Origin of the sequence: Bradyrhizobium sp. Bra78 (assembly GCF_024519855.1) — a bacterium.
Classification (GTDB): Bacteria; Pseudomonadota; Alphaproteobacteria; order Rhizobiales; family Xanthobacteraceae; genus Bradyrhizobium; species Bradyrhizobium japonicum_G.
Genome location: NZ_JALJRE010000001.1, coordinates 486889 through 506168 on the forward strand (window position 1 = coordinate 486889; position 19280 = coordinate 506168).

A 19280-nucleotide genomic window follows, 5' to 3' on the forward strand; every position below is an offset into this window, starting at 1 on the left:
GCTAAAGATATCCGCTTCCTTAACCCCCCGGTAACCAACCTCGGCGACCAATGGACCGACCTCTGTCCGAAAGCGGCCGCCATGCTCTCCCGTGAAGAACGCACCCCCTTTTCCGAGTGGTGGTGGACCGTCGACAAGCCGCTGATGGGCGCCATTCTGGCGCTGATGCTTTGCGGCGTGATCCTGTCGTTGGCGGCGAGCCCGCCGGTTGCGACCCGCATCGGGCTCGAGCCCTTCCACTTCTTCAGCCGCCATGTGATGTTCCTCGTGCCCTCCTGCCTAGTGCTGCTCGGGGTCTCCTTCCTGTCGCCGCGCGCGATCCGTCGCTCGGCCCTGATCATCTTCGCGGCCAGCATCATCCTGATCGTGCTGACGCTGGCGATCGGGCCTGAGGTGAAGGGCTCGCGGCGCTGGATCACGCTGCTCGGCGTCAACATCCAGGCCTCCGAGATCGCCAAGCCGTCGTTCGTCGTCATCGCCGCCTGGCTGTTCGCCGAATCCACCAAGCGGCCGGAGATGCCGGCGACTTCGATGGCGCTGGTGCTGCTATTGATGCTGGTGACGCTGCTGGTGATGGAGCCGGATTTCGGCCAGACCATGCTGATCCTGATGGTGTGGGGCTCGCTGTTCTTCATCGCAGGCATGCGCATGATCTGGGTGTTCGGACTCGCCGGCCTAGGCGCCGCCGGCCTGTTCAGCGCCTATCTGTTCGTCCCGCACGTCGCAGGCCGCATCAAGCGTTTCATGAACCCGGCTTCCGGCGACACCTTCCAGGTCGATACCGCCATGGAAGCTTTCTACAACGGCGGATGGTTCGGGCTCGGGCCCGGTGAGGGCATCGCCAAACGCAGCCTGCCCGACAGCCACACCGACTTCGTGTTCGCGGTCGCCGCCGAAGAGTTCGGCATCATCCTGTGCCTTGCGATGCTGGCGCTGTACGCCTTCGTCGTCATCCGCACACTGTCGCGGGCCTATGCCAACGAGGACATGTTCTCGCGCTTTGCGGCATCCGGACTTGCGATCCTGTTCGGCGTGCAGGCCGCGATCAACATGTCGGTGAACCTCCAGCTCATCCCCGCCAAGGGCATGACGCTGCCCTTCATCTCCTACGGCGGCTCCTCGATCGTGTCGCTGGCCTATGGCGTCGGCATGATGCTGGCCCTGACGCGGCTGCGCCCGCGCACCGAGGTCGAGGCAAGCGGCCGCGCCGAGGCGATGCGCAGCTACGCTTGAGCCGTCGTTGCGAGGAGCGGAGCGACGAAGCATTCCAGAGTGTCTCCGCGGAGTGACCCTGGATTGCTTCGCTACGCTCGCAATGACGGCGGAGGCCCTGTAAAAGGGCAATTATGAACAATTCCCCCCTGATTCTGCTCGCCGCGGGTGGCACCGGCGGCCATCTGTTTCCGGCCGAGGCGCTCGGCGTCGAGTTGATCCGGCGCGGCTTTCGCGTCCGCCTCGTCACCGACGAGCGCGCGCTGCGCTACAGCGGGCTGTTCACCAAGGACATGATCGACGTCGTCTCGAGCGAGACCGCGCGCGGCCGCAATCCGCTGCAGCTCGCTTACGCCGGCCTCACGCTCGCGGCCGGCACGCTCTCCGCCTACAGGCTGATCAAGCGATTGAAGCCGGTCGCCGTCGTCGGCTTCGGCGGCTATCCGACGCTGCCGCCGCTGGTCGCCGCGAAGTTCGCCGGTGTGCCAAGCATCATCCACGATGCCAATGCCGTGCTCGGGCGTGCCAACCGGTTCCTGTCGAGCCGCGTCAGCGCCATCGCGACCTCCTTGCCGGGCGTACTCGATCGCGATCCGGCGCTGGCAGGCAAGGCCACGACCGTCGGCACACCGATGCGCCCGGCAATCCTCGCTGCGGCTGCCGTGCCATATGTCGCGCCGGAGGTGAACGGACCGCTGCGCCTGCTCGTCGTCGGCGGCAGCCAGGGCGCGCGCATCATGGCCGACATCGTGCCGGGTGCGATCGAGCGGCTCGAGCCTGCGCTGTGGCGCCGGCTGATCCTCACCCAGCAGGTACGCGACGAGGACATGGCGCGCGTGCGCGCGGTCTACGACGGGCTCAAGATCAATGCCGAGCTTGCGCCGTTCTTCACCAATTTGCCGGCGCGGCTCGCTTCCAACCATCTGGTGGTGTCGCGCTCCGGCGCCGGCACGGTCGCCGAACTCGCCGCCATCGGACGGCCCTCGATCCTGGTGCCGCTGCCGGGCGCGATCGATCAGGATCAGTTCGCCAATGCCGGGGTGCTGGCCAAGGTCGATGGCGCGATCCGCATTCCTCAGACCGAGTTTTCCTCCGACCGGCTTGCCGCCGAGATCTCCGCCTTCGCCGCCGAGCCCGCTCGCCTTGCCGCCATGGCGCAGGCCGCCCGCGGCGCCGGCCGGCTCGATGCGGCCGAGCGGCTGGCTGATCTGGTGGTCAAGGTCGCCGGAATCTGACGCGAAAAAGCCCTTGTCTTGGCCTTCCAAAGCGGGGCATCCAGTAGGAAAGGCGCGCGGCTGATTTGGCCGTGACCTTCGCCAGATGCCGCCCTTTCCGGCGGCAAGGTCAGGGAACAGAGCATGAGACTGCCGCGCGAGATCGGACCCATCCACTTCGTCGGGATCGGCGGGATCGGCATGAGCGGCATCGCCGAGGTTCTGGTCAATCTCGGCTACGCCGTGCAGGGCTCGGACGCCTCCGACAATTACAATCTCGACCGCTTGCGCAAGAAGGGCGCCAAGGTCTCGGTCGGCCACAAGGCCGAGAACGTCGACGGTGCCGAGGTCGTCGTCGTCTCCACCGCGATCAAGCGCGACAATCCGGAACTGATGGCGGCGCGCGAGCGGCGCATTCCCGTGGTGCGCCGCGCCGAGATGCTGGCCGAGCTGATGCGGCTGAAAAGCTGCGTCGCGATCGCCGGCACCCACGGCAAGACCACGACGACCACGATGGTCGCAACGCTGCTCGATGCCGGCGGTCTCGATCCGACCGTGATCAATGGCGGCATCATCAATGCCTACGGCTCCAACGCCCGCCTCGGGGCCGGCGACTGGATGGTGGTCGAAGCCGACGAGAGCGACGGCACGTTCCTGAAGCTGCCGACCGATGTCGCGATCGTCACCAATGTCGACCCCGAGCATCTCGATCACTTCAAGACCTTCGAGGCCGTGCAGGACGCCTTCCGCCATTTCGTCGAGAACCTGCCGTTCTACGGCTTTGCCGTGATGTGCATCGATCATCCCGTCGTGCAAAGCCTCGTCGGCAAGATCGAGGATCGCCGCATCGTCACCTACGGCGAGAATCCGCAGGCCGACGTCCGGTTCGTCGATCTGACCCCGATGGGCGGCGGATCGAAGTTCAAGGTCGCATTCCGGGATCGCAAGACCGGCGCTGTGCATGAGATCGCCGATCTCATGCTGCCGATGCCGGGCCGCCACAATGCCTCCAACGCGACGGCGGCGATTGCGGTCGCGCGCGAGCTCGGCGTGTCGGACGACGCGATCCGAAAGGCGATCGCCGGCTTCGGCGGCGTCAAGCGTCGCTTCACCAGGACCGGCGAATGGAACGGCGTCACCGTGATCGACGATTACGGCCATCACCCCGTCGAGATCGCGGCAGTGCTGAAGGCGGCGCGGGAATCCACCAACGGCAAGATCGTCGCCGTGGTGCAGCCGCATCGCTATACCCGCCTGCAGTCGCTGTTCGAGGAATTCTGCACCTGTTTCAACGATGCGGATGCGGTGGTCGTCGCCGACGTCTATGCCGCGGGCGAGACGCCGATCGAGGGCATCGACCGCGACCATTTCGTCACGGGCCTGCGCGCCCACGGCCACCGCGAGGTGATCCCGCTGCCGGCGGCATCGGAGCTTGCGGGCATCGTCAAGGGGCTCGCAAAGTCGGGCGATCTCGTCGTGTGCCTGGGTGCCGGCAACATCACGCAATGGGCGTATGCGCTGCCCGGCGAATTGAAGGCGCTGGGGTAGGGCGACCGGATGTCGAGTCATCGTCGATCACCGCCCGTGTGGCCACCCCTCTCCCTAACTCTCCCCCGCAAGGGGGGAGGGAACCCATCCGTCGGTGCCTTCCTGACTCTCGCAAAGGATCAGAGCGTAGCCGTGACGCGAGGTGAGGTGAGCACGCCGGTCAGGCTCCCTCCCCCCTTGCGGGGGAGGGTTGGGGAGAGGGGTAAGCTCCGGCCGCTGGCGGACAACGTCACGCGGCGCAATCTCGATCCAGCTCGCATGTCGGTCAGCGCGCGATGACCTTCCCGGACATCACGCCCGCTCTCAAAGCCGCGATGCCGGAGCTGCGCGGCCGGCTGCTCGCCAACCAGTCGCTTGCCGAACTCACCTGGTTTCGCGTCGGCGGTCCGGCGCAGGTGCTGTTCACGCCGGCGGATGAGGACGATCTCGCCTATTTCCTCGCGCATCTTGCGTCCGACATTCCCGTCTATGTCGTCGGCGTCGGCTCCAACCTGATCGTGCGCGACGGCGGCATTGCGGGCGTGGTGATCCGGCTTGCGCCGCGCGCCTTTGGGGAGGCGAGTGCAAGCGCCGATGTCGTCACCGCAGGCGCTGCCGCGCTCGACAGGCGGGTGGCGGAAGTGGCGGCCGGCGCCAATATCGGCGGCCTCGAATTCTATTTCGGCATTCCCGGCACCATCGGCGGCGCGCTGCGCATGAATGCAGGCGCCAACGGCGGCGAGACCAGGGACGTGCTGATCGAGGCACGAGGCGTCGGGCGCGACGGCACGAAGCACACCTTCTCCAATGCCGACATGAAATTCGTCTACCGCAACAGCGGCGTCGATCCCTCGATCATCTTCACGTCCGCGCGCTTTCGCGGCGAGATCAGGGATACCGAGGCGATCCGCGCGCGGATGGCGGAGGTGCAGACCCATCGCGAGACCGCGCAGCCGATCCGCGAAAAGACCGGCGGTTCGACCTTCAAGAACCCGCCCGGCCATTCCGCCTGGAAGCTGGTCGATGCCGCCGGCTGCCGCGGCCTGCGCGTCGGGGGCGCACAGGTCTCGGAGATGCACTGCAATTTCCTGATCAACACGGGCGATGCCACCGCGCACGACATCGAGACGCTGGGCGAGACCGTGCGTGAACGGGTGAAGGCAAATTCCGGAATTGAGCTGCACTGGGAAATCAAGCGGATCGGAGTTTCCGCGTAAGTGTCATTCCGGGGCGCGACGCAGTCGCGAGCCCGGAATCCATAACCCCGGCTCGTGGTTATGGATTCCGGGCCTGCGCCTAACGGCGCATCCCGGAATGACGACGACTGGCTAGGATAGGTAACAAAGACATGCGCATCACCATCCTCTTTGGCGGCTCCAACAGAGAGCGTCTGGTTTCGGTCGCCTCGGCCCAGGCACTGCACCAGGCGCTGCCCGAGGCGGACCTCTGGTGGTGGGACGTCGAAGACAAGGTGCACACCGTCCAGTCCAGGCAACTGCTCGAACATGCCCGTCCGTTCGAGGACGAGTTCAAGCCGGGCACATCAGGCATTCCGCTGGAGCAGGCGCTCGACCAGGCGAAGACGGAAGACCGCGTGCTGGTGCTCGGCCTGCATGGCGGGCGTGCCGAGAACGGCGAATTGCAGCTGATGTGCGAGACACGCGGCGTGCCTTTCACCGGCTCGGGCTCGGCCTCCTCGCATCTTGCCTTCGACAAGATCGCGGCCAAGCGGTTCGCGGCACTCGGCGGCGTGACGCCGCCGGCAAACCTTGCGCTGGACGAGATCGATCAGGCTTTCGCCGAATACGGCCGGCTGATCGCAAAGCCGGCCAAGGATGGTTCGAGCTATGGCCTGATCTTCGTCAACGCCAAGCAGGACCTCGTCGCCGTCCGCAATGCTGCGAGCCACGAAGAGTACGTGATCGAGCCCTATATCGCCGGCGTCGAGGCAACCTGCGGCGTACTGGAGCGGCCCGACGGCTCGATCATCTCGCTGCCGCCGATCGAGATCATTCCGGGCGAAGGCAATTTCGACTACGCCGCGAAATATCTCCTGAGCACCACGCAGGAGATCTGCCCGGGCCGTTTCACCGCAGAGGTCACCGCCGCGCTCAAGAACCAAGCGATGCTGGCGCATCGGGCGATGTCCTGCACCGGCTATTCCCGTTCGGACTTCATCGTCTCGGACAAGGGCCTGGTCTATCTTGAGACCAACACGCTGCCCGGGCTGACCAAGTCCTCGCTCTACCCAAAGGCGCTGAAGGCCGAGGGCATCGCGTTCGTCGACTTCCTGCGCGGCCTGGTCGAGCTCGCCGGGCGGGGTGTGCGGAAATAGTTAGGACTGGTTAACGGCCAAATCGGCGAAATGGCCGGTTTTGGAACCCAAAACCGGTAAAATGCCGGACATAGCGGCATAAATACCTCACAGGCCTAGGCAAAAAGCGCGCGCCGTTAACGAACTTTACCTTTTGTTTACCAGGACGTCCGAAGGTTAACGCTGGCGGCGCATATGACGCGTTGGCTGCCGGCGTGTGGGCTGTTGCGGGTGTTTCACCTCCAGCGAACGCTTTGAAGGGGAGAGGTTTTCTTCTGCTGAAGACCAGCACCCGGCCCGGCAAGTCCGAGACGTCATGTTCGCCAGGACCCGCGCGATGTCGCGGGCAAACTGTTGACGAGCTCGTGCAATGGATCGTGCAGGAAGCCTCACCCGGTCGCTTTTCAGATCGCTGAGGCCCCAAGCTGACCTGAAGGCGGCCGCTATCGGAGCGGTCGTGCTTCTGCGCGAGTGGGTGCAGGAGAAGCGCGACGACAAGCGCGCTGCCGCCAAGGACAGGATCAAGACCAAAGCGAAGGCCAAGGCCGTCGTCGAGCGCGAGCCGCCGCCGCGCCTGATCGCGCTGGTCGAGCGCTATCTGCCGCGCCGGGTCGGGATCAGCATGACCGTGCTGCTGCTGATCGGAAGCTGCGGCTTCGGTATCGTCAAGGGCGGCCATCTCCAGGATTTCATCACGGCGGTCAACGACACCCGCAACGCGCTGGCCAATTCCGCCGGCTTCCGCATCACCTCCGTCGCGATCAACGGCCGCAAGCAGCTCAGCCAGGACGAGATCCTCGCGATCGGCGGCGTCAGCGGCCGATCCTCGCTGCTGTTCCTCGATGCCGACGCCGTGCGCGACAAGCTCAAGGCCAATCCCTGGATCGCGGACGCGACCGTGCTGAAGCTCTATCCGGGCCGGCTCATGATCGACATCACCGAGCGCCAGGCATTCGCGCTGTGGCAGGAGGCCGGCCGGCTTTCCGTCATCGCTGATGACGGCGCTGTGCTCGAACCCTATGTCTCGCGCCGTTTCCTGTCGCTGCCGCTCGTGGTCGGCAAGGGTGCCGACACGCAGGCCCGCGACTTCCTCGCCCTGCTGGCGCGCTACCCGCAGGTCAATTCGATCACGAAGGCCGCGATCTTCGTCGGTGAGCGGCGCTGGAATTTGAGGCTCAAGGACGGCCTCGACATCCGCCTGCCCGAGCAGGACGTCGGCAACGCGCTGGCGATGCTGTCCAGGCTCGACAAGGAGGACAAGCTGTTCTCCCGCGACATCGTCGCCGTCGACATGCGCCTGCCCGACCGGCTGGTGGTGCAGCTGTCCGACGACGCCGCCAAGGCGCGCGAAGACCTGTTCAAGGACAAGAAGAAAAAGAAGGCCGGTGACGCCGCATGACCGGTCTTGATCGCACCCAGACGCCGAAGACGCGCCCGATGCCGCACAAGCGCGGCGGCCTCGTCGCCTGCCTCGACATCGGCACCAGCAAGATCGCGTGCATGATCGCGCGGCTGAAGCCGTCGGCGCCGAGCGACGCGCTGCGCGGCCGCACCCACGCGGTCGAGCTGATCGGCTACAGCCAGATCCAGTCGCGCGGCATGAAGGCCGGCGCGGTGGTCGATCTTGGCGAATGCGAGCAGGCGGTGCGACAGGCCGTCGGGCTTGCGGAGAAAATGGCCAAGGTGCGGGTCGAATCCGTGCTGCTGTCGGTCTCCGGCGGCCGGCTCTCCGGTCAGCTCGTTGAAGCTGCGGCCGACATCCGCGGCGGCGCCGTGACGCCGGCCGATGTCAGCCGCGTCACCTCCACCGGCATGCGCCACGCCACCGGCGAGGGCCGCACCGTGCTGCACGCGCTGCCGGTCGGCTACACGCTCGACGGCGTCAAGGGCATCCGCGATCCCCGCGGCATGGTCGCGCACCAGTTCGGCGTCGACATGAACGTCGTCACCTGCGACGCCACCGTGGCGCGAAACCTGATGCTGGCGGTGGAACGCTGCCACATCAATGTCGAAGCCATGGCGGCGAGCCCTTACGTGGCCGGTCTGTCGGTTCTGACCGATGACGAGGCCGATCTCGGTGCCGCCGTCGTCGAGATGGGCGCGGGCACCACCACGATCGCGGTCTATTCCGGCGGCCGGTTCGTGCATGCGGCGGGTTTTGCGGTCGGCGGGCAACACATCACGATGGATCTCGCGCGGGGACTCTCCGCGACCATTGCCGATGCCGAGCGAATCAAGACGTTATACGGCACCGTCATCACCGGCGGATCGGACTCGCGTGAGCTGATGTCTGTGCCGACAGCCGGTGACGAGCAGGATCTGCCGCAGATCGTCTCCCGCGCCACCATCGCCAACATCGTCAAGCACCGTGCCGAGGAAGTCTTCGAAATGGTTCGGGACAAGCTGAAGGATTCGCCCTTCGCCTCAGAGCCGAACGGCCGCGTCGTGCTCTCGGGCGGCGCCTCGCAGCTCACCGGCCTCGTCGAGCTCGGAACGCAAATTCTCGGCCGGCCCGTGCGGGTCGGGCGTCCGCTCGGTTTCGGCCGGCTGCCCAACGAGGCGAAGAACGCCGCGTTCGCGGTGCCGGCCGGGCTCCTCGTCTACCCGCAATATGTTCACCACGAGCATGTCGAACCGCGGCATACGCGGCAGCAGGTCAAGACAGGGACGGGCGGTTATTTTGGAAAGGTCGGACGATGGCTACGCGAGGGCTTCTGATGAACCGGTTCCGCAATCTTCGAATTTCACCAACTCCCGCGGCCGCCGGCCGGGGCGAACCCACGCGCGCGTGATCGAGAGGCAAACATGACCATCAGCATCAATGTTCCTGATATTCACGAGTTGAAGCCCCGGATCACCGTGTTCGGCGTCGGCGGCGCCGGTGGCAACGCCGTCAACAACATGATCACGGCGGGCCTCCAGGGCGTCGACTTCGTGGTCGCCAACACCGATGCGCAGGCGCTGACGATGTCGAAGGCGCAGCGCATCGTGCAGATGGGCACGGCGGTCACGCAAGGCCTCGGCGCAGGCTCGCAGCCGAACGTCGGTGCTGCGGCGGCCGAAGAGGTGATCGACGAGCTGCGCGACCATCTCTCGGGCGCCAACATGGTGTTCGTCACCGCCGGCATGGGCGGCGGCACCGGCACCGGTGCAGCGCCCGTGATCGCCAAGACCGCGCGCGACATGGGCATCCTCACCGTCGGCGTCGTCACCAAGCCCTTCCACTTCGAGGGCGGCCGCCGCATGCGCACCGCTGAAGCCGGCATCAACGAGCTTCACAAGGTGGTGGACACGCTCCTGATCATCCCGAACCAGAACCTGTTCCGGGTTGCCAACGAGAAGACCACCTTTGCCGATGCCTTCGCGATGGCCGACCAGGTGCTCTATTCGGGCGTTGCCTGCATCACCGACCTGATGGTCAAGGAAGGCCTGATCAACCTCGACTTCGCCGACGTCCGCGCCGTGATGCGTGAGATGGGCAAGGCGATGATGGGCACGGGCGAAGCCTCCGGCGACAAGCGCGCGCTGACCGCCGCGGAAGCCGCGATCGCCAATCCGCTGATCGACGACAGCTCGATGAAGGGCGCCAAGGGCCTTCTCATCTCCATCACCGGCGGCAAGGATCTCACTTTGTTCGAGGTCGACGAAGCCGCGACCCGCATCCGCGAGGAAGTCGACCAGGACGCCAACATCATCGTCGGCGCGACCTTCGACGAAGCGCTCGACGGCCTGATCCGCGTCTCGGTCGTCGCCACCGGCATCGAGCAGGCGACGATCGCCCGCAACACCCAGGCCACCAGCGCTCCGGTCGCGAACGCGGCGCCGCAGGCGCAGCAGGCTCCCGCTGCTCCGGCCGCGGTTGCCGAGAGCCGCCTCGCCGACCTGACCGCGCGCCTCCGCGCCGACAATCAGCGCATGGCCGAGCGTGCCCAGAAGCTGGAAGCGCAGGTCCCGGCCGCCGCGCCGGCTCCGGCCGCCGCCGCCCCGCGTTCGAACGTCGAGCGCGCCGCGCTCGCCGCCATCGCCGCCGCCGTTTCGGACGTCCCGCAGGCTCCGGCGCCGATGCAGACCTACGGCGACGTCACCGTGCGTCCGATCGCGCAGAAGCCGACCCTGTTCCCGGAGCCCGAGCAGGCGCCGCTCGCCATGCAGGAGCCGATGACGCCGGAAACCTTCATCCCGCCGCAGGCCGAGCGTGCGCCGGTCCGCGCACCGCGGATGCCGCGTATCGAGGAGCTGCCGATGCCGGCCCAGGCCGAGCTTCGCCAGGCCCGCGGCGAGATGGAAGAAGAGACCCCGCAGAAGACCCGCCTGTCGCTGCTCCAGCGGCTCGCCAATGTCGGCCTCGGCCGTCGCGACGAGGAAAGCGAAGCGCCGATCGCGGCCCGTACCGCTGGTCCCGCGATGCCCCCGCTGCCCGATCGCCGCCCCCAGAAGACCGTGGCGCAGCAGATCGCGGCCAGCGAGCCGGTGTCTGAGTATGCCCGCCGTCCCGCGCCCCAGGGCCTGGACATGCATGGCCGTCCCGCGCCTGTTGCACCCGCGCCACAGGGAGACGACCATCTTGATATCCCGGCCTTCCTGCGGCGGCAGGCGACCTGAGGATTGTTACAATAAGGCGGACGCAAAAAGGTCCCGGCGGGAAGCTTGCCGGGACCTTTCCTTTTGTCCCGTGCATATCCGGATTGCGAAGGCAAGCAACTGATTTTAAATAATTAATTACGCATTCGATGGTTCAGTAAAACTGCCGATAACGGTCCAAAACTCCGGCCCAATTTGGTTAAGCCTTGGCGCGAATGCGGCAGGTTTGGGGTAACAATCGGTAAAAAAGCGTGAGTTGGCGCTGTTTGAGGCAGTGACTATGGTTTGCCGTGACTTGGGGATACGGATTCGGAGCGAGCGGCCTTGGCCGGTCGATCGGGTTCAGTATAAGTCGCAGTGGTCGTAGTGGGGCGGTTCCTGATGAAATTTAGCCGGCAAACAACGCTTGGTGCGCAAGCCTCCGTGGCAGGCGTCGGCGTTCATTCCGGTCTTCCCGTCACTCTCACCCTTGGGCCTGCGCCTGTCGACGCGGGTCTTATTTTTGTCCGCACCGGGCTCGAGGGAAGTGACCGCGAAGTTCAGGCGACTGCCGAGCAGGTGATCGCGACCGATTTCGCCACTGTCCTCGGCGATCGCAACGGCCCGCTGGTCTCCACTGCCGAGCATGTCCTTGCTGCACTGCGGGGCATGGGTGTCGACAACGCCATCATCGAGATTGACGGGCCGGAAGTGCCGATCATGGACGGCAGCGCCGCGGCTTTCATTGCCGCGATCGATCAGGCCGGTATCGTGACCCAGCCGGCGCAGCGCCGCTTCATTCAGGTTTTGAAGCCGATCTCGGTCAAGATCGGCGATTCCTTCGGCGAGATCAGGCCCCACGCCAGCGGGTTCCGCGCCGAGGTCGAGATCGATTTCACCAATCCTGTCATCGGCCAGCAGAGCTATGCCTTCGACCTCAGCCCGGAACGTTTCCGCCGCGAAGTCGGCCGCGCCCGGACTTTCGGTCTGATGTGCGACGTCGCGCGGCTCTGGAGCGCCGGCTACGCCCTCGGCGCCTCTTTCGACAACACCGTCGTGTTCGACGAGGAGCGGCTGCTCAACACCGAGGGCCTGCGCTACGCCGACGAATGTGCACGGCACAAGGTGCTGGATGTGATCGGCGACCTCGCGCTGGCCGGTCTGCCGCTGCTTGGCGCCTACCGCTCGGTGCGTGGCGGCCACAAGCTCAACCATGCCGTCCTGACCGCGCTGCTCGCCGACCGTACCGCCTGGCGGGTGGTCGAGGGCGAGGCGGCCCGCCGCACCGCGCGTCCCGTGGCCGAAACCGGTCGCAGCATCGTCGGCGGCCGGATCGCCGCGGCCTACGGGCCGGACGTGTCCTGAACAGACCCGTTACCGCTGGCGTTTGGCGGCGCTTTTCCCCGGGAAACTCCTGGTAATAATGATCGGCTAGGATTGCGGCGCGTTCGCCTTAATCCGGGCGAAATGCCTGCCTATCCGGTTGGTACAAGATCGTTTTTCGGTTACACCGGCGTGGTCGCATGGCAGGCACCACGGCTACATTTCGCGCCCGTGACGGGGTTCATGGGCTGGCGGACACCGCATCACAGGGCGTCAGGGCAATATTCATGTCGGCACAGCGTATGACGCGCGGATCTTTTTCGGCCTCGCCCCGAGCCCGCGGGCTGCTTCAGGCCGCCACCCTCTTCCTGCTCGCGATGCCGCTGGCTGGATGCGGCACCGGCGCGCTCTGGGACAAATTCACCGCCAAGGACGACACCTTCGTCGAGGAGCCTGCCGACAAGATCTACAATGAGGGCCTGTACCTCATGAACGAGAAGAAGGACATGAAGGCGGCGAACAAGAAGTTCGAAGAGGTCGACCGCCAGCATCCTTATTCCGACTGGGCCCGCAAGTCGCTGCTGATGTCGGCCTATGCGTCCTACCAGGGCGGCGACTACGACAGCTGCATCGGCGCCGCGACGCGCTACGTCACGCTGCATCCCGGCAGTCCGGATGCGGCCTATGCCCAATACCTGATCGCCGCCTCGCATTACGACCAGATCCCGGACATCAGCCGCGACCAGACCCGCACCGAGAAGGCGATCGCCTCGCTGGAAGAGGTGGTGCGCAAATATCCGACCTCCGAATATGCGACCTCGGCCAAGGCCAAGATCGAGGGTGCGCGCGACCAGCTCGCCGGCAAGGAAATGAACGTCGGCCGCTATTACGCGCAGAAGCGCGACTACACGGCGGCGATCAACCGCTACAAGGCCGTCGTGACGCAGTACCAGACCACCCGCCACGTCGAGGAGGCGCTGTACCGCCTGACCGAGGCCTATATGGCCATCGGCATCGTCGGCGAGGCTCAGACGGCCGCCGCAGTGCTCGGGCACAATTTTCCTGACAGTCGCTGGTACAAGGACGCCTATAATCTTGTAAAATCAGGCGGTCTCGAACCGAGCGAGAATCAGGGGTCCTGGATCAGCAAGACCTTCAAGAAGATGGGTCTCGGCTAGGAAATAGAGTTTCATGCTGGCGCGTCTGTCGATCCGTGACATCGTCCTGATCGAACGGCTCGATATCGAATTCGCAACGGGCCTCGCGGTTTTGACCGGCGAGACCGGGGCGGGCAAATCCATCCTGCTCGATGCCTTTGCGTTGGCGCTCGGCGGCCGCGGCGATGCCGGCCTCGTGCGCCACGGCGCGGAGCAGGGGCAGGTCACCGCCGTATTCGATATCCCGAAGAATCACCCCGCAGCGAAGATCCTCGCCGAGAACGGGCTGGACGATACCGGCGAGATGATTCTTCGCCGGGTGCAGCTCGCTGATGGCCGCACCCGCGCCTTCATCAACGACCAGTCGATCAGCGTGCAGACGCTGAAGGCGGTCGGTGCCGCCCTGGTCGAGATTCACGGCCAGCATGACGAGCGCGCGCTAGTCGATGCCGCCACCCACCGCCGCCTGCTCGACGCCTTCGCCGGTCTCGAAAAGGACGTCGCGGCGGTCGAAGCGCTCTGGGACGCGCGCCGGACCGCCAACACCGCGCTGGAGGAGCATCGCGCCGGCATGGAGCGCGCCGCGCGCGAAGCCGATTATCTCCGCCACGCCTCGGACGAGCTGAAGCAGCTCGCGCCCAAGGACGGCGAGGAAACCTCGCTCGCGTCCCGCCGCACCACCATGATGCAGGGCGAGAAGATCGCCTCCGATTTGCGCGAGGCGCAGGAGGCTGTCGGCGGCAACCATTCGCCGGTCGCGACGCTGTCGGCCGCCGTGCGCCGGCTGGAGCGCCGCGGCGTCAACTCGCCGGCGCTGGTCGAGCCCGCCGTGAAGGCGATCGACATCGCCATCAACGCGCTGGAGGAGGCCGACCAGCACCTCCAGGCTGCGCTCGCCGCAACCGACTTCGACCCGTCCGAGCTCGAGCGCATCGAGGAGCGGCTGTTCGCCTTGCGTGCCGCGTCTCGCAAATATTCGACGCCGGTCGACGGGCTCGCCGCGCTTGCCGCCCAATATGCCGCCGACGTCGTGCTGATCGATGCCGGTGCGTCGCGACTGAAAAAGCTGGAGCAGGCCGCGATCGAGGCAGATAGCCGCTATGCCGCCGCCGCCAAGAAGCTGTCGCTGGCGCGGCAGAAATCGGCGGAGAAGCTCAACAAGGCCGTCAATGCCGAGCTCGCCCCGCTCAAGCTCGAACGCGCAAAGTTCATGACCCAGGTCGAGACCGACGAGGCCGCGCCGGGCCCGCAAGGGTTCGACCGCGTCGAGTTCTGGGTGCAGACCAATCCGGGCACCAAGCCGGGCCCGCTGATGAAGGTCGCCTCCGGCGGCGAGCTGTCGCGCTTCCTGCTGGCGCTCAAGGTCGTGCTGTCCGATCGCGGCTCGGCACCGACGCTGGTGTTCGACGAGATCGACACGGGAGTCGGCGGCGCGGTCGCGGATGCCATCGGCGGGCGGCTCGCGCGCCTTGCCGGCAAGGTCCAGGTGATGGCCGTGACCCACGCCCCGCAGGTCGCCGCCCGTGCCGACCAGCATCTGCTGATCTCCAAGGATGCGCTGGACAAGGGCAAGCGCGTCGCCACCCGCGTCAATGCGCTGGGCGCCGACCACCGCCGCGAGGAGATCGCGCGCATGCTCGCCGGCGCCGAGATCACGGCCGAGGCGAGGGCGGCTGCGGAACGGCTGCTCAAGGCGGCGAGTTAGGTTTGATTGCCACCGTCATTCCGGGGCCCACGAAGTGCGAACCCGGAATCTCGAGATTCCGGGTCTGGTCCTTCGGACCATCCCAGAATGACTCTTTCAATTGCAGATCGAGTCGTACAGATCATCCCAGTTCGGATTGTCCTTCTCGATCAACTGGGTCTTCCAGGCCCGCTTCCACTTCTTGAGTTCTTTCTCGCGAGATATCGCCGAAACCAGATCGTCACAGGTCTCGAACCAAATCAGATTCGTGATGTTGTATTTGGTCGTGAAGCCCGGCACGGCCTTGATTCGATGCTCGTAGGTGCGGCGTATGAGGTCGTTGGTGACGCCAACATAGATTGCCCCGTCGCGCCGGCTTGCTAGGATATAAACGTAGTACGCCATGACCCCTTCCCACCGTCATTCCGGGGCGTACGAAGTGCGAACCCGGAAGCTCGAGGTTCCGGGTCTGGTCCTTCGGACCATCCCGGAACGACGAGACACAACTTTAAGTATAATGGCAAGAGCAGCAAAATCCAAACCGCTTCGTGACGTCGCCGATCTCACCAAGGCACAGGCCAAGGTCGAACACATGCGTCTCACGCTTACGCTCGAAGAGCACGACAGGCGCTACTATCGGGACGACGCGCCGACCGTGACCGACGCTGAATATGACGCGCTGCGCCAGCGCTTCAACGCGATCGAGAAGCGCTTTCCAGAGCTTGTCAGGTTAAAACTTAAGCCCCCCGAAGAGCTCAGCCAGGAGGAAGCGGAGATTGAGCTGGAGCGTCTGCGGACCGAATTAGCGGAACACGACCGACGCTATTATCAAGATGATGCACCCACAATAAGCGATGCCGACTACGATAATCTGCGGCAAAGAAGCAACGCGATAGAGGCGCATTACCCCGACTTAAGAATTCTATTTAGCCCCTCTCTGCTTGTTGGAGCCCCCCCCAGCAAGGGCTTCGCAACAGTTCGACATTCCGTGCCTATGCTGTCCCTGGCTAATGCCTTCACCGACGTAGATGTCCACGATTTCGTTCGTCGAATACGAAAGTTTCTCAATCTCTCTGATCGTGATGTCTTGGCCTTCACTGCGGAGCCAAAGATCGACGGCTTATCCTTGTCTCTAAGATATGAGAACGGTTCGCTAGTAACGGCTGTTACTCGTGGTGATGGGCTAGAAGGTGAGGATGTCACCGCGAACGCTCGGATGCTAAACGATATACCACACACGATAAGTGCCCCGAAGTTACCCACGATTTGTGAAGTGCGCGGGGAGGTGTACATGCGGCATGATCACTTCGCTGAGCTCAATCGGAGGCAAGAACAGACCGGGAAGCATATCTTTGCTAATCCGAGGAACGCGGCATCAGGTTCATTGAGGCAGATCAACCCGCGTGTAACTGCGGGCCGCAAACTGCGATTCTTTGCTTACGCTTGGGGGGAGATGAGTGTCATGCCCTCCGATTCCCAATATGGAATGGATAAGGTTTTTGAGCGTTGGGGATTCCGTACGAATCCACGTATCAAGAGATTGTTTAGCGTGGAAGAGCTTGTTGAGTATCATCAGCAGTTGCTCAATTCTCGCCCGTCACTTGGACATGATATCGATGGGGTAGTCTATAAAGTTGATAGGATAGACTATCAGCAGCGCCTCGGTTTTGTTGGACGTGACCCGCGGTGGGCTATCGCTCATAAATTTGCTGCAGAGCAGGTAACTACAAAACTTATAGATATTGAGATCCAAGTCGGCCGTACCGGTTCATTCACTCCAGTCGGCAAGCTCGAAGCGGTTCGCGTTGGTGGTGTCAACGTACAGAACGTCACGCTGCACAACGAGGACTATATCAAGGGCATCGGCAACAAGGGTGAGGTGCTGCGCGAGGGCCGCGACATCAGGATCGGCGACACCGTCCTGATCCAGCGTGCCGGCGACGTGATCCCGCAGGTGGTCGATGTCGTCCTCGACAAGCGACCGAAGAGCGCCAAGGAATACCTCTTCCCCAAGAAATGCCCGTGTCCGCTGCATACCGACGTCGTGCGCGGGGAGACGGCGGCCGGCGAGGAGGAATCGCGCGCCCGATGCACCGGCGAGTTCGCTTGCCCCTATCAGAAGATCGAGCACCTGAAACTGTTCGTGTCGCGGCGTGCGTTCGACATCGACGGTCTTGGCGAGAAGCAGCTCCAGTATTTCTTCGACGAGGGCTTTGTGAAGGAGCCTTCCGACATCTTCACGCTGGAGAAGCGCAACTCGAAACTCAAGCTGGAGGAGATCGAGGGTTACGGCGCGACCTCGGTGCGCAATCTGTTCGGCGCCATCGAGAGCCGGCGCAGGATCGCGCTGGAGCGCTTCGTCTACGCGCTCGGCATGCGCCATGTCGGCGAGACCACGGCGCTGGCGCTGGCACGCGGCTACGGCTCCTGGGAGGCTTTCCACGATGCCTGCCTGAAGGTCGCCAGGGGCGACGAGGAGGCGATGGCGGAGATGGACGCGCTCGACCAGATCGGCGACACCGTGATCAAGAGCATCGCCGATTATTTCGGCGAGAGCCACAATCGCGGCATCGTCGAGCGGCTGACGAAGGAGGTCGAGATCGTCGACGCCGAGAAGCCGAAGAGCAACTCGGCCGTCGCCGGCAAGACCGTGGTGTTCACGGGCTCGTTGGAGAAGATGACGCGCGACGAGGCCAAGGCGACCGCCGAGCGGCTCGGCGCCAAGGTGTCGGGCTCGGTGTCGAAGAAGACCGATCTCGTCGTCGCCGGCCCGGGCGCGGGCTCGAAGCTCGCGGAGGCCAACAAGCACGGCGTCAAGGTGCTGACCGAGGACGAGTGGCTGCAGCTGATCGGGGAGTGAGGATTCCCGTCATTGCGAGGAGCGAAGCGACGAAGCAATCCAGAATCTTTCCACGGCGGTAGTCTGGATTGCTTCGCTTCGCTCGCAATGACGGGGAGGCCACTCTGCGCCACTCACATCATCCCGCTCTCTTCCTCCTCCGCCTGTCCGATCAGCGTCTCGCTCACCACCACCTCGCGGCGGGGGACGACGAAGATCATCATGCAGGCGCAGAGCAGCGAGATCGCGAGGACCGCAGCGGTGAGCGGCAGCGTCGTCGAGGAATGGCCGCCGAGATAGGCACCGAATTGCGACATCAGCGCGCCGATGCCCTGCTGGAGAAAGCCCATCGCGCCCGACGCGGTGCCGGCGGCCTCGGGACGGATGCTGATCGCGCCTGCGGCGGAGTTCGCCATCACGAAGGCATTGCCGGCCATCACGATCATCTGCGTGCCGAACAGCCAGGCGGGCTCCTCGTTCCAGCCGGTGAAGCTCCAGAGCAGGTTCAGCAGGCTGCCGCAAAGCTGGAGGCCGAGTCCGAACCAGATCAGCCTCTCCAGCGAGTGCCGCGGCGCAAAGCGCACGCAGAGCAGGTTGCCGACGAGATACGCAAAGCCGGTCGTTGCGAACCACGCGCCGTATTCGGCGCTGCTGCGGCCCATCTGCGTCACCACGATGTAGGGGCCGCCGCCGGCAAAGGTGAAGATGATCTGCGAGGCCAGCACCTGGCACATGACGTAACCGACGAAGGCGCGGTTGCGGATGAGCACGCCGACGTCGCCGCGGAAGCCGCTGCCGGCGGCGCGGGTGCGGCGCGTCTCCGGCAGTGCCACCGCGATGCCGACGGCAACGATGATCGCGCCGACGGTGATGACGTAGAAGATCGCGCGCCAGCCGAAGGCGGTCTCGATCAGGCCGCCGGTGAGAGGCGACACCATCTGCCCGATCATCAGCGCCGCGACCACGAGGCTGATCATCGAGGCGACGCGGTCGCGCTCGTAGATGTCGCGGATGATGGCGCGGCTCACCACCATGCCGGCGGCGCCGCCCAGCGCCTGGAAGAAGCGTGCGGCGATCAGCTGCGGCAGGTTCTGCGCGAAGATGCAGGCGACGCTGGCGGCGACCATCAGCGCGAGGCCGGTGAGCAGCACCGGACGCCGGCCGAAGCGGTCCGACAGCGGCCCCATGATCAGCTGGGACAGCGCGATGCCGACCATGTAGAGCGACACCGTCATCTGCGCGATCGAGATGTCGCTGCCGAAATTCGCCGCCAGCACCGGCAGCGCCGGAACCAGCATGTAGAGCGAGATCGGCGCGATCCCGGTCATGACGACCAGGAGCAGCAACACCACGCGCGAGGTCGCGATGTTCTGTGCCGCTCCCGGCGGCTTGCTGATCATGCCGTGCATGCGTGTCCGTCTCGTTGCAATTCGAATCGGACTGTAGCTTG

14 protein-coding genes are annotated in these 19280 nt (G+C 64.9%); 12 read left to right on the top strand and 2 right to left on the bottom strand.

Annotated features, from left to right (window positions below; translation table 11 throughout):
• The first annotated feature begins 81 nt into the window (after positions 1-81).
• The 11 genes from ftsW (at position 82) to recN (ending at position 15012) form a co-directional block, all read left to right on the top strand.
• Positions 82-1233: a putative lipid II flippase FtsW gene (gene ftsW, locus OC450_RS02360; RefSeq protein ID WP_211384503.1), complete on the top strand. Its 1152-nt coding sequence runs from the start codon at positions 82-84 to the stop codon at positions 1231-1233.
• A gap of 113 nt (positions 1234-1346) precedes the next feature.
• Positions 1347-2447, top strand: a complete 1101-nt coding sequence (gene murG / locus OC450_RS02365; RefSeq protein WP_410050489.1) for an undecaprenyldiphospho-muramoylpentapeptide beta-N-acetylglucosaminyltransferase — start codon at positions 1347-1349, stop codon at positions 2445-2447.
• A 123-nt stretch (positions 2448-2570) separates the two neighbouring features.
• Entirely contained in the window at positions 2571-3974 is a 1404-nt protein-coding gene (gene murC, locus OC450_RS02370; RefSeq protein WP_262047091.1) for a UDP-N-acetylmuramate--L-alanine ligase, read from the top strand.
• Positions 3975-4249: 275 nt separating this feature from the next.
• Positions 4250-5170, top strand: a complete 921-nt coding sequence (gene murB, locus OC450_RS02375; protein ID WP_256806035.1) for a UDP-N-acetylmuramate dehydrogenase — start codon at positions 4250-4252, stop codon at positions 5168-5170.
• Between the two features lie 131 nt (positions 5171-5301).
• Positions 5302-6288: a D-alanine--D-alanine ligase gene (locus tag OC450_RS02380; RefSeq protein WP_211384506.1), complete on the top strand. Its 987-nt coding sequence runs from the start codon at positions 5302-5304 to the stop codon at positions 6286-6288.
• Positions 6289-6637: 349 nt separating this feature from the next.
• Positions 6638-7666 carry a cell division protein FtsQ/DivIB gene (locus OC450_RS02385; RefSeq protein WP_211384507.1) on the top strand — a complete coding sequence of 343 codons (1029 nt, stop codon included), beginning with the start codon at positions 6638-6640 and terminating at the stop codon, positions 7664-7666.
• Positions 7663-8985: a cell division protein FtsA gene (gene ftsA, locus OC450_RS02390; protein WP_211384508.1), complete on the top strand. Its 1323-nt coding sequence runs from the start codon at positions 7663-7665 to the stop codon at positions 8983-8985. The genes OC450_RS02385 and ftsA overlap by 4 nt, the downstream gene beginning before the upstream one ends.
• An 87-nt stretch (positions 8986-9072) precedes the next feature.
• A complete protein-coding gene (ftsZ, locus tag OC450_RS02395) occupies positions 9073-10869 on the top strand; it encodes a cell division protein FtsZ (RefSeq protein ID WP_211384509.1) in 1797 nt (598 codons plus the stop codon).
• Between the two features lie 360 nt (positions 10870-11229).
• Positions 11230-12192 carry a UDP-3-O-acyl-N-acetylglucosamine deacetylase gene (gene lpxC / locus OC450_RS02400; RefSeq protein ID WP_256806038.1) on the top strand — a complete coding sequence of 321 codons (963 nt, stop codon included), beginning with the start codon at positions 11230-11232 and terminating at the stop codon, positions 12190-12192.
• 245 nt (positions 12193-12437) lie between these two features.
• Positions 12438-13328 (top strand): outer membrane protein assembly factor BamD, encoded by an 891-nt coding sequence (locus tag OC450_RS02405; protein ID WP_211384511.1) that lies wholly within the window; start codon positions 12438-12440, stop codon positions 13326-13328.
• 13 nt (positions 13329-13341) lie between these two features.
• A complete protein-coding gene (recN, locus tag OC450_RS02410) occupies positions 13342-15012 on the top strand; it encodes a DNA repair protein RecN (RefSeq protein ID WP_262047092.1) in 1671 nt (556 codons plus the stop codon).
• A 96-nt stretch (positions 15013-15108) separates the two neighbouring features.
• Here recN and OC450_RS02415 read toward each other — a convergent pair whose 3' ends face one another.
• A complete protein-coding gene (locus OC450_RS02415) occupies positions 15109-15396 on the bottom strand; it encodes a GIY-YIG nuclease family protein (protein ID WP_262047093.1) in 288 nt (95 codons plus the stop codon).
• A 112-nt stretch (positions 15397-15508) separates the two neighbouring features.
• Between OC450_RS02415 and ligA the strand changes: the two genes are divergently transcribed.
• Entirely contained in the window at positions 15509-17851 is a 2343-nt protein-coding gene (gene ligA, locus OC450_RS02420) for an NAD-dependent DNA ligase LigA (protein WP_262047094.1), read from the top strand.
• A 113-nt stretch (positions 17852-17964) separates the two neighbouring features.
• On the opposite strand, the gene OC450_RS02425 is transcribed toward ligA, so the two are convergent.
• Positions 17965-19239: a multidrug effflux MFS transporter gene (locus tag OC450_RS02425; RefSeq protein ID WP_262047095.1), complete on the bottom strand. Its 1275-nt coding sequence runs from the start codon at positions 19237-19239 to the stop codon at positions 17965-17967.
• Positions 19240-19280: the final 41 nt, after the last annotated feature.

Coding starts and splice junctions, on each gene's coding strand:
- ftsW (WP_211384503.1), top strand. CDS start 82: ATGCTCTCCCGTGAAGAACGCACCCCCTTTTCCGAGTGGTGGTGGACC.
- murG (WP_410050489.1), top strand. CDS start 1,347: ATGAACAATTCCCCCCTGATTCTGCTCGCCGCGGGTGGCACCGGCGGC.
- murC (WP_262047091.1), top strand. CDS start 2,571: ATGAGACTGCCGCGCGAGATCGGACCCATCCACTTCGTCGGGATCGGC.
- murB (WP_256806035.1), top strand. CDS start 4,250: ATGACCTTCCCGGACATCACGCCCGCTCTCAAAGCCGCGATGCCGGAG.
- OC450_RS02380 (WP_211384506.1), top strand. CDS start 5,302: ATGCGCATCACCATCCTCTTTGGCGGCTCCAACAGAGAGCGTCTGGTT.
- OC450_RS02385 (WP_211384507.1), top strand. CDS start 6,638: ATGGATCGTGCAGGAAGCCTCACCCGGTCGCTTTTCAGATCGCTGAGG.
- ftsA (WP_211384508.1), top strand. CDS start 7,663: ATGACCGGTCTTGATCGCACCCAGACGCCGAAGACGCGCCCGATGCCG.
- ftsZ (WP_211384509.1), top strand. CDS start 9,073: ATGACCATCAGCATCAATGTTCCTGATATTCACGAGTTGAAGCCCCGG.
- lpxC (WP_256806038.1), top strand. CDS start 11,230: ATGAAATTTAGCCGGCAAACAACGCTTGGTGCGCAAGCCTCCGTGGCA.
- OC450_RS02405 (WP_211384511.1), top strand. CDS start 12,438: ATGTCGGCACAGCGTATGACGCGCGGATCTTTTTCGGCCTCGCCCCGA.
- recN (WP_262047092.1), top strand. CDS start 13,342: ATGCTGGCGCGTCTGTCGATCCGTGACATCGTCCTGATCGAACGGCTC.
- OC450_RS02415 (WP_262047093.1), bottom strand. CDS start 15,396: ATGGCGTACTACGTTTATATCCTAGCAAGCCGGCGCGACGGGGCAATC.
- ligA (WP_262047094.1), top strand. CDS start 15,509: ATGGCAAGAGCAGCAAAATCCAAACCGCTTCGTGACGTCGCCGATCTC.
- OC450_RS02425 (WP_262047095.1), bottom strand. CDS start 19,239: ATGCACGGCATGATCAGCAAGCCGCCGGGAGCGGCACAGAACATCGCG.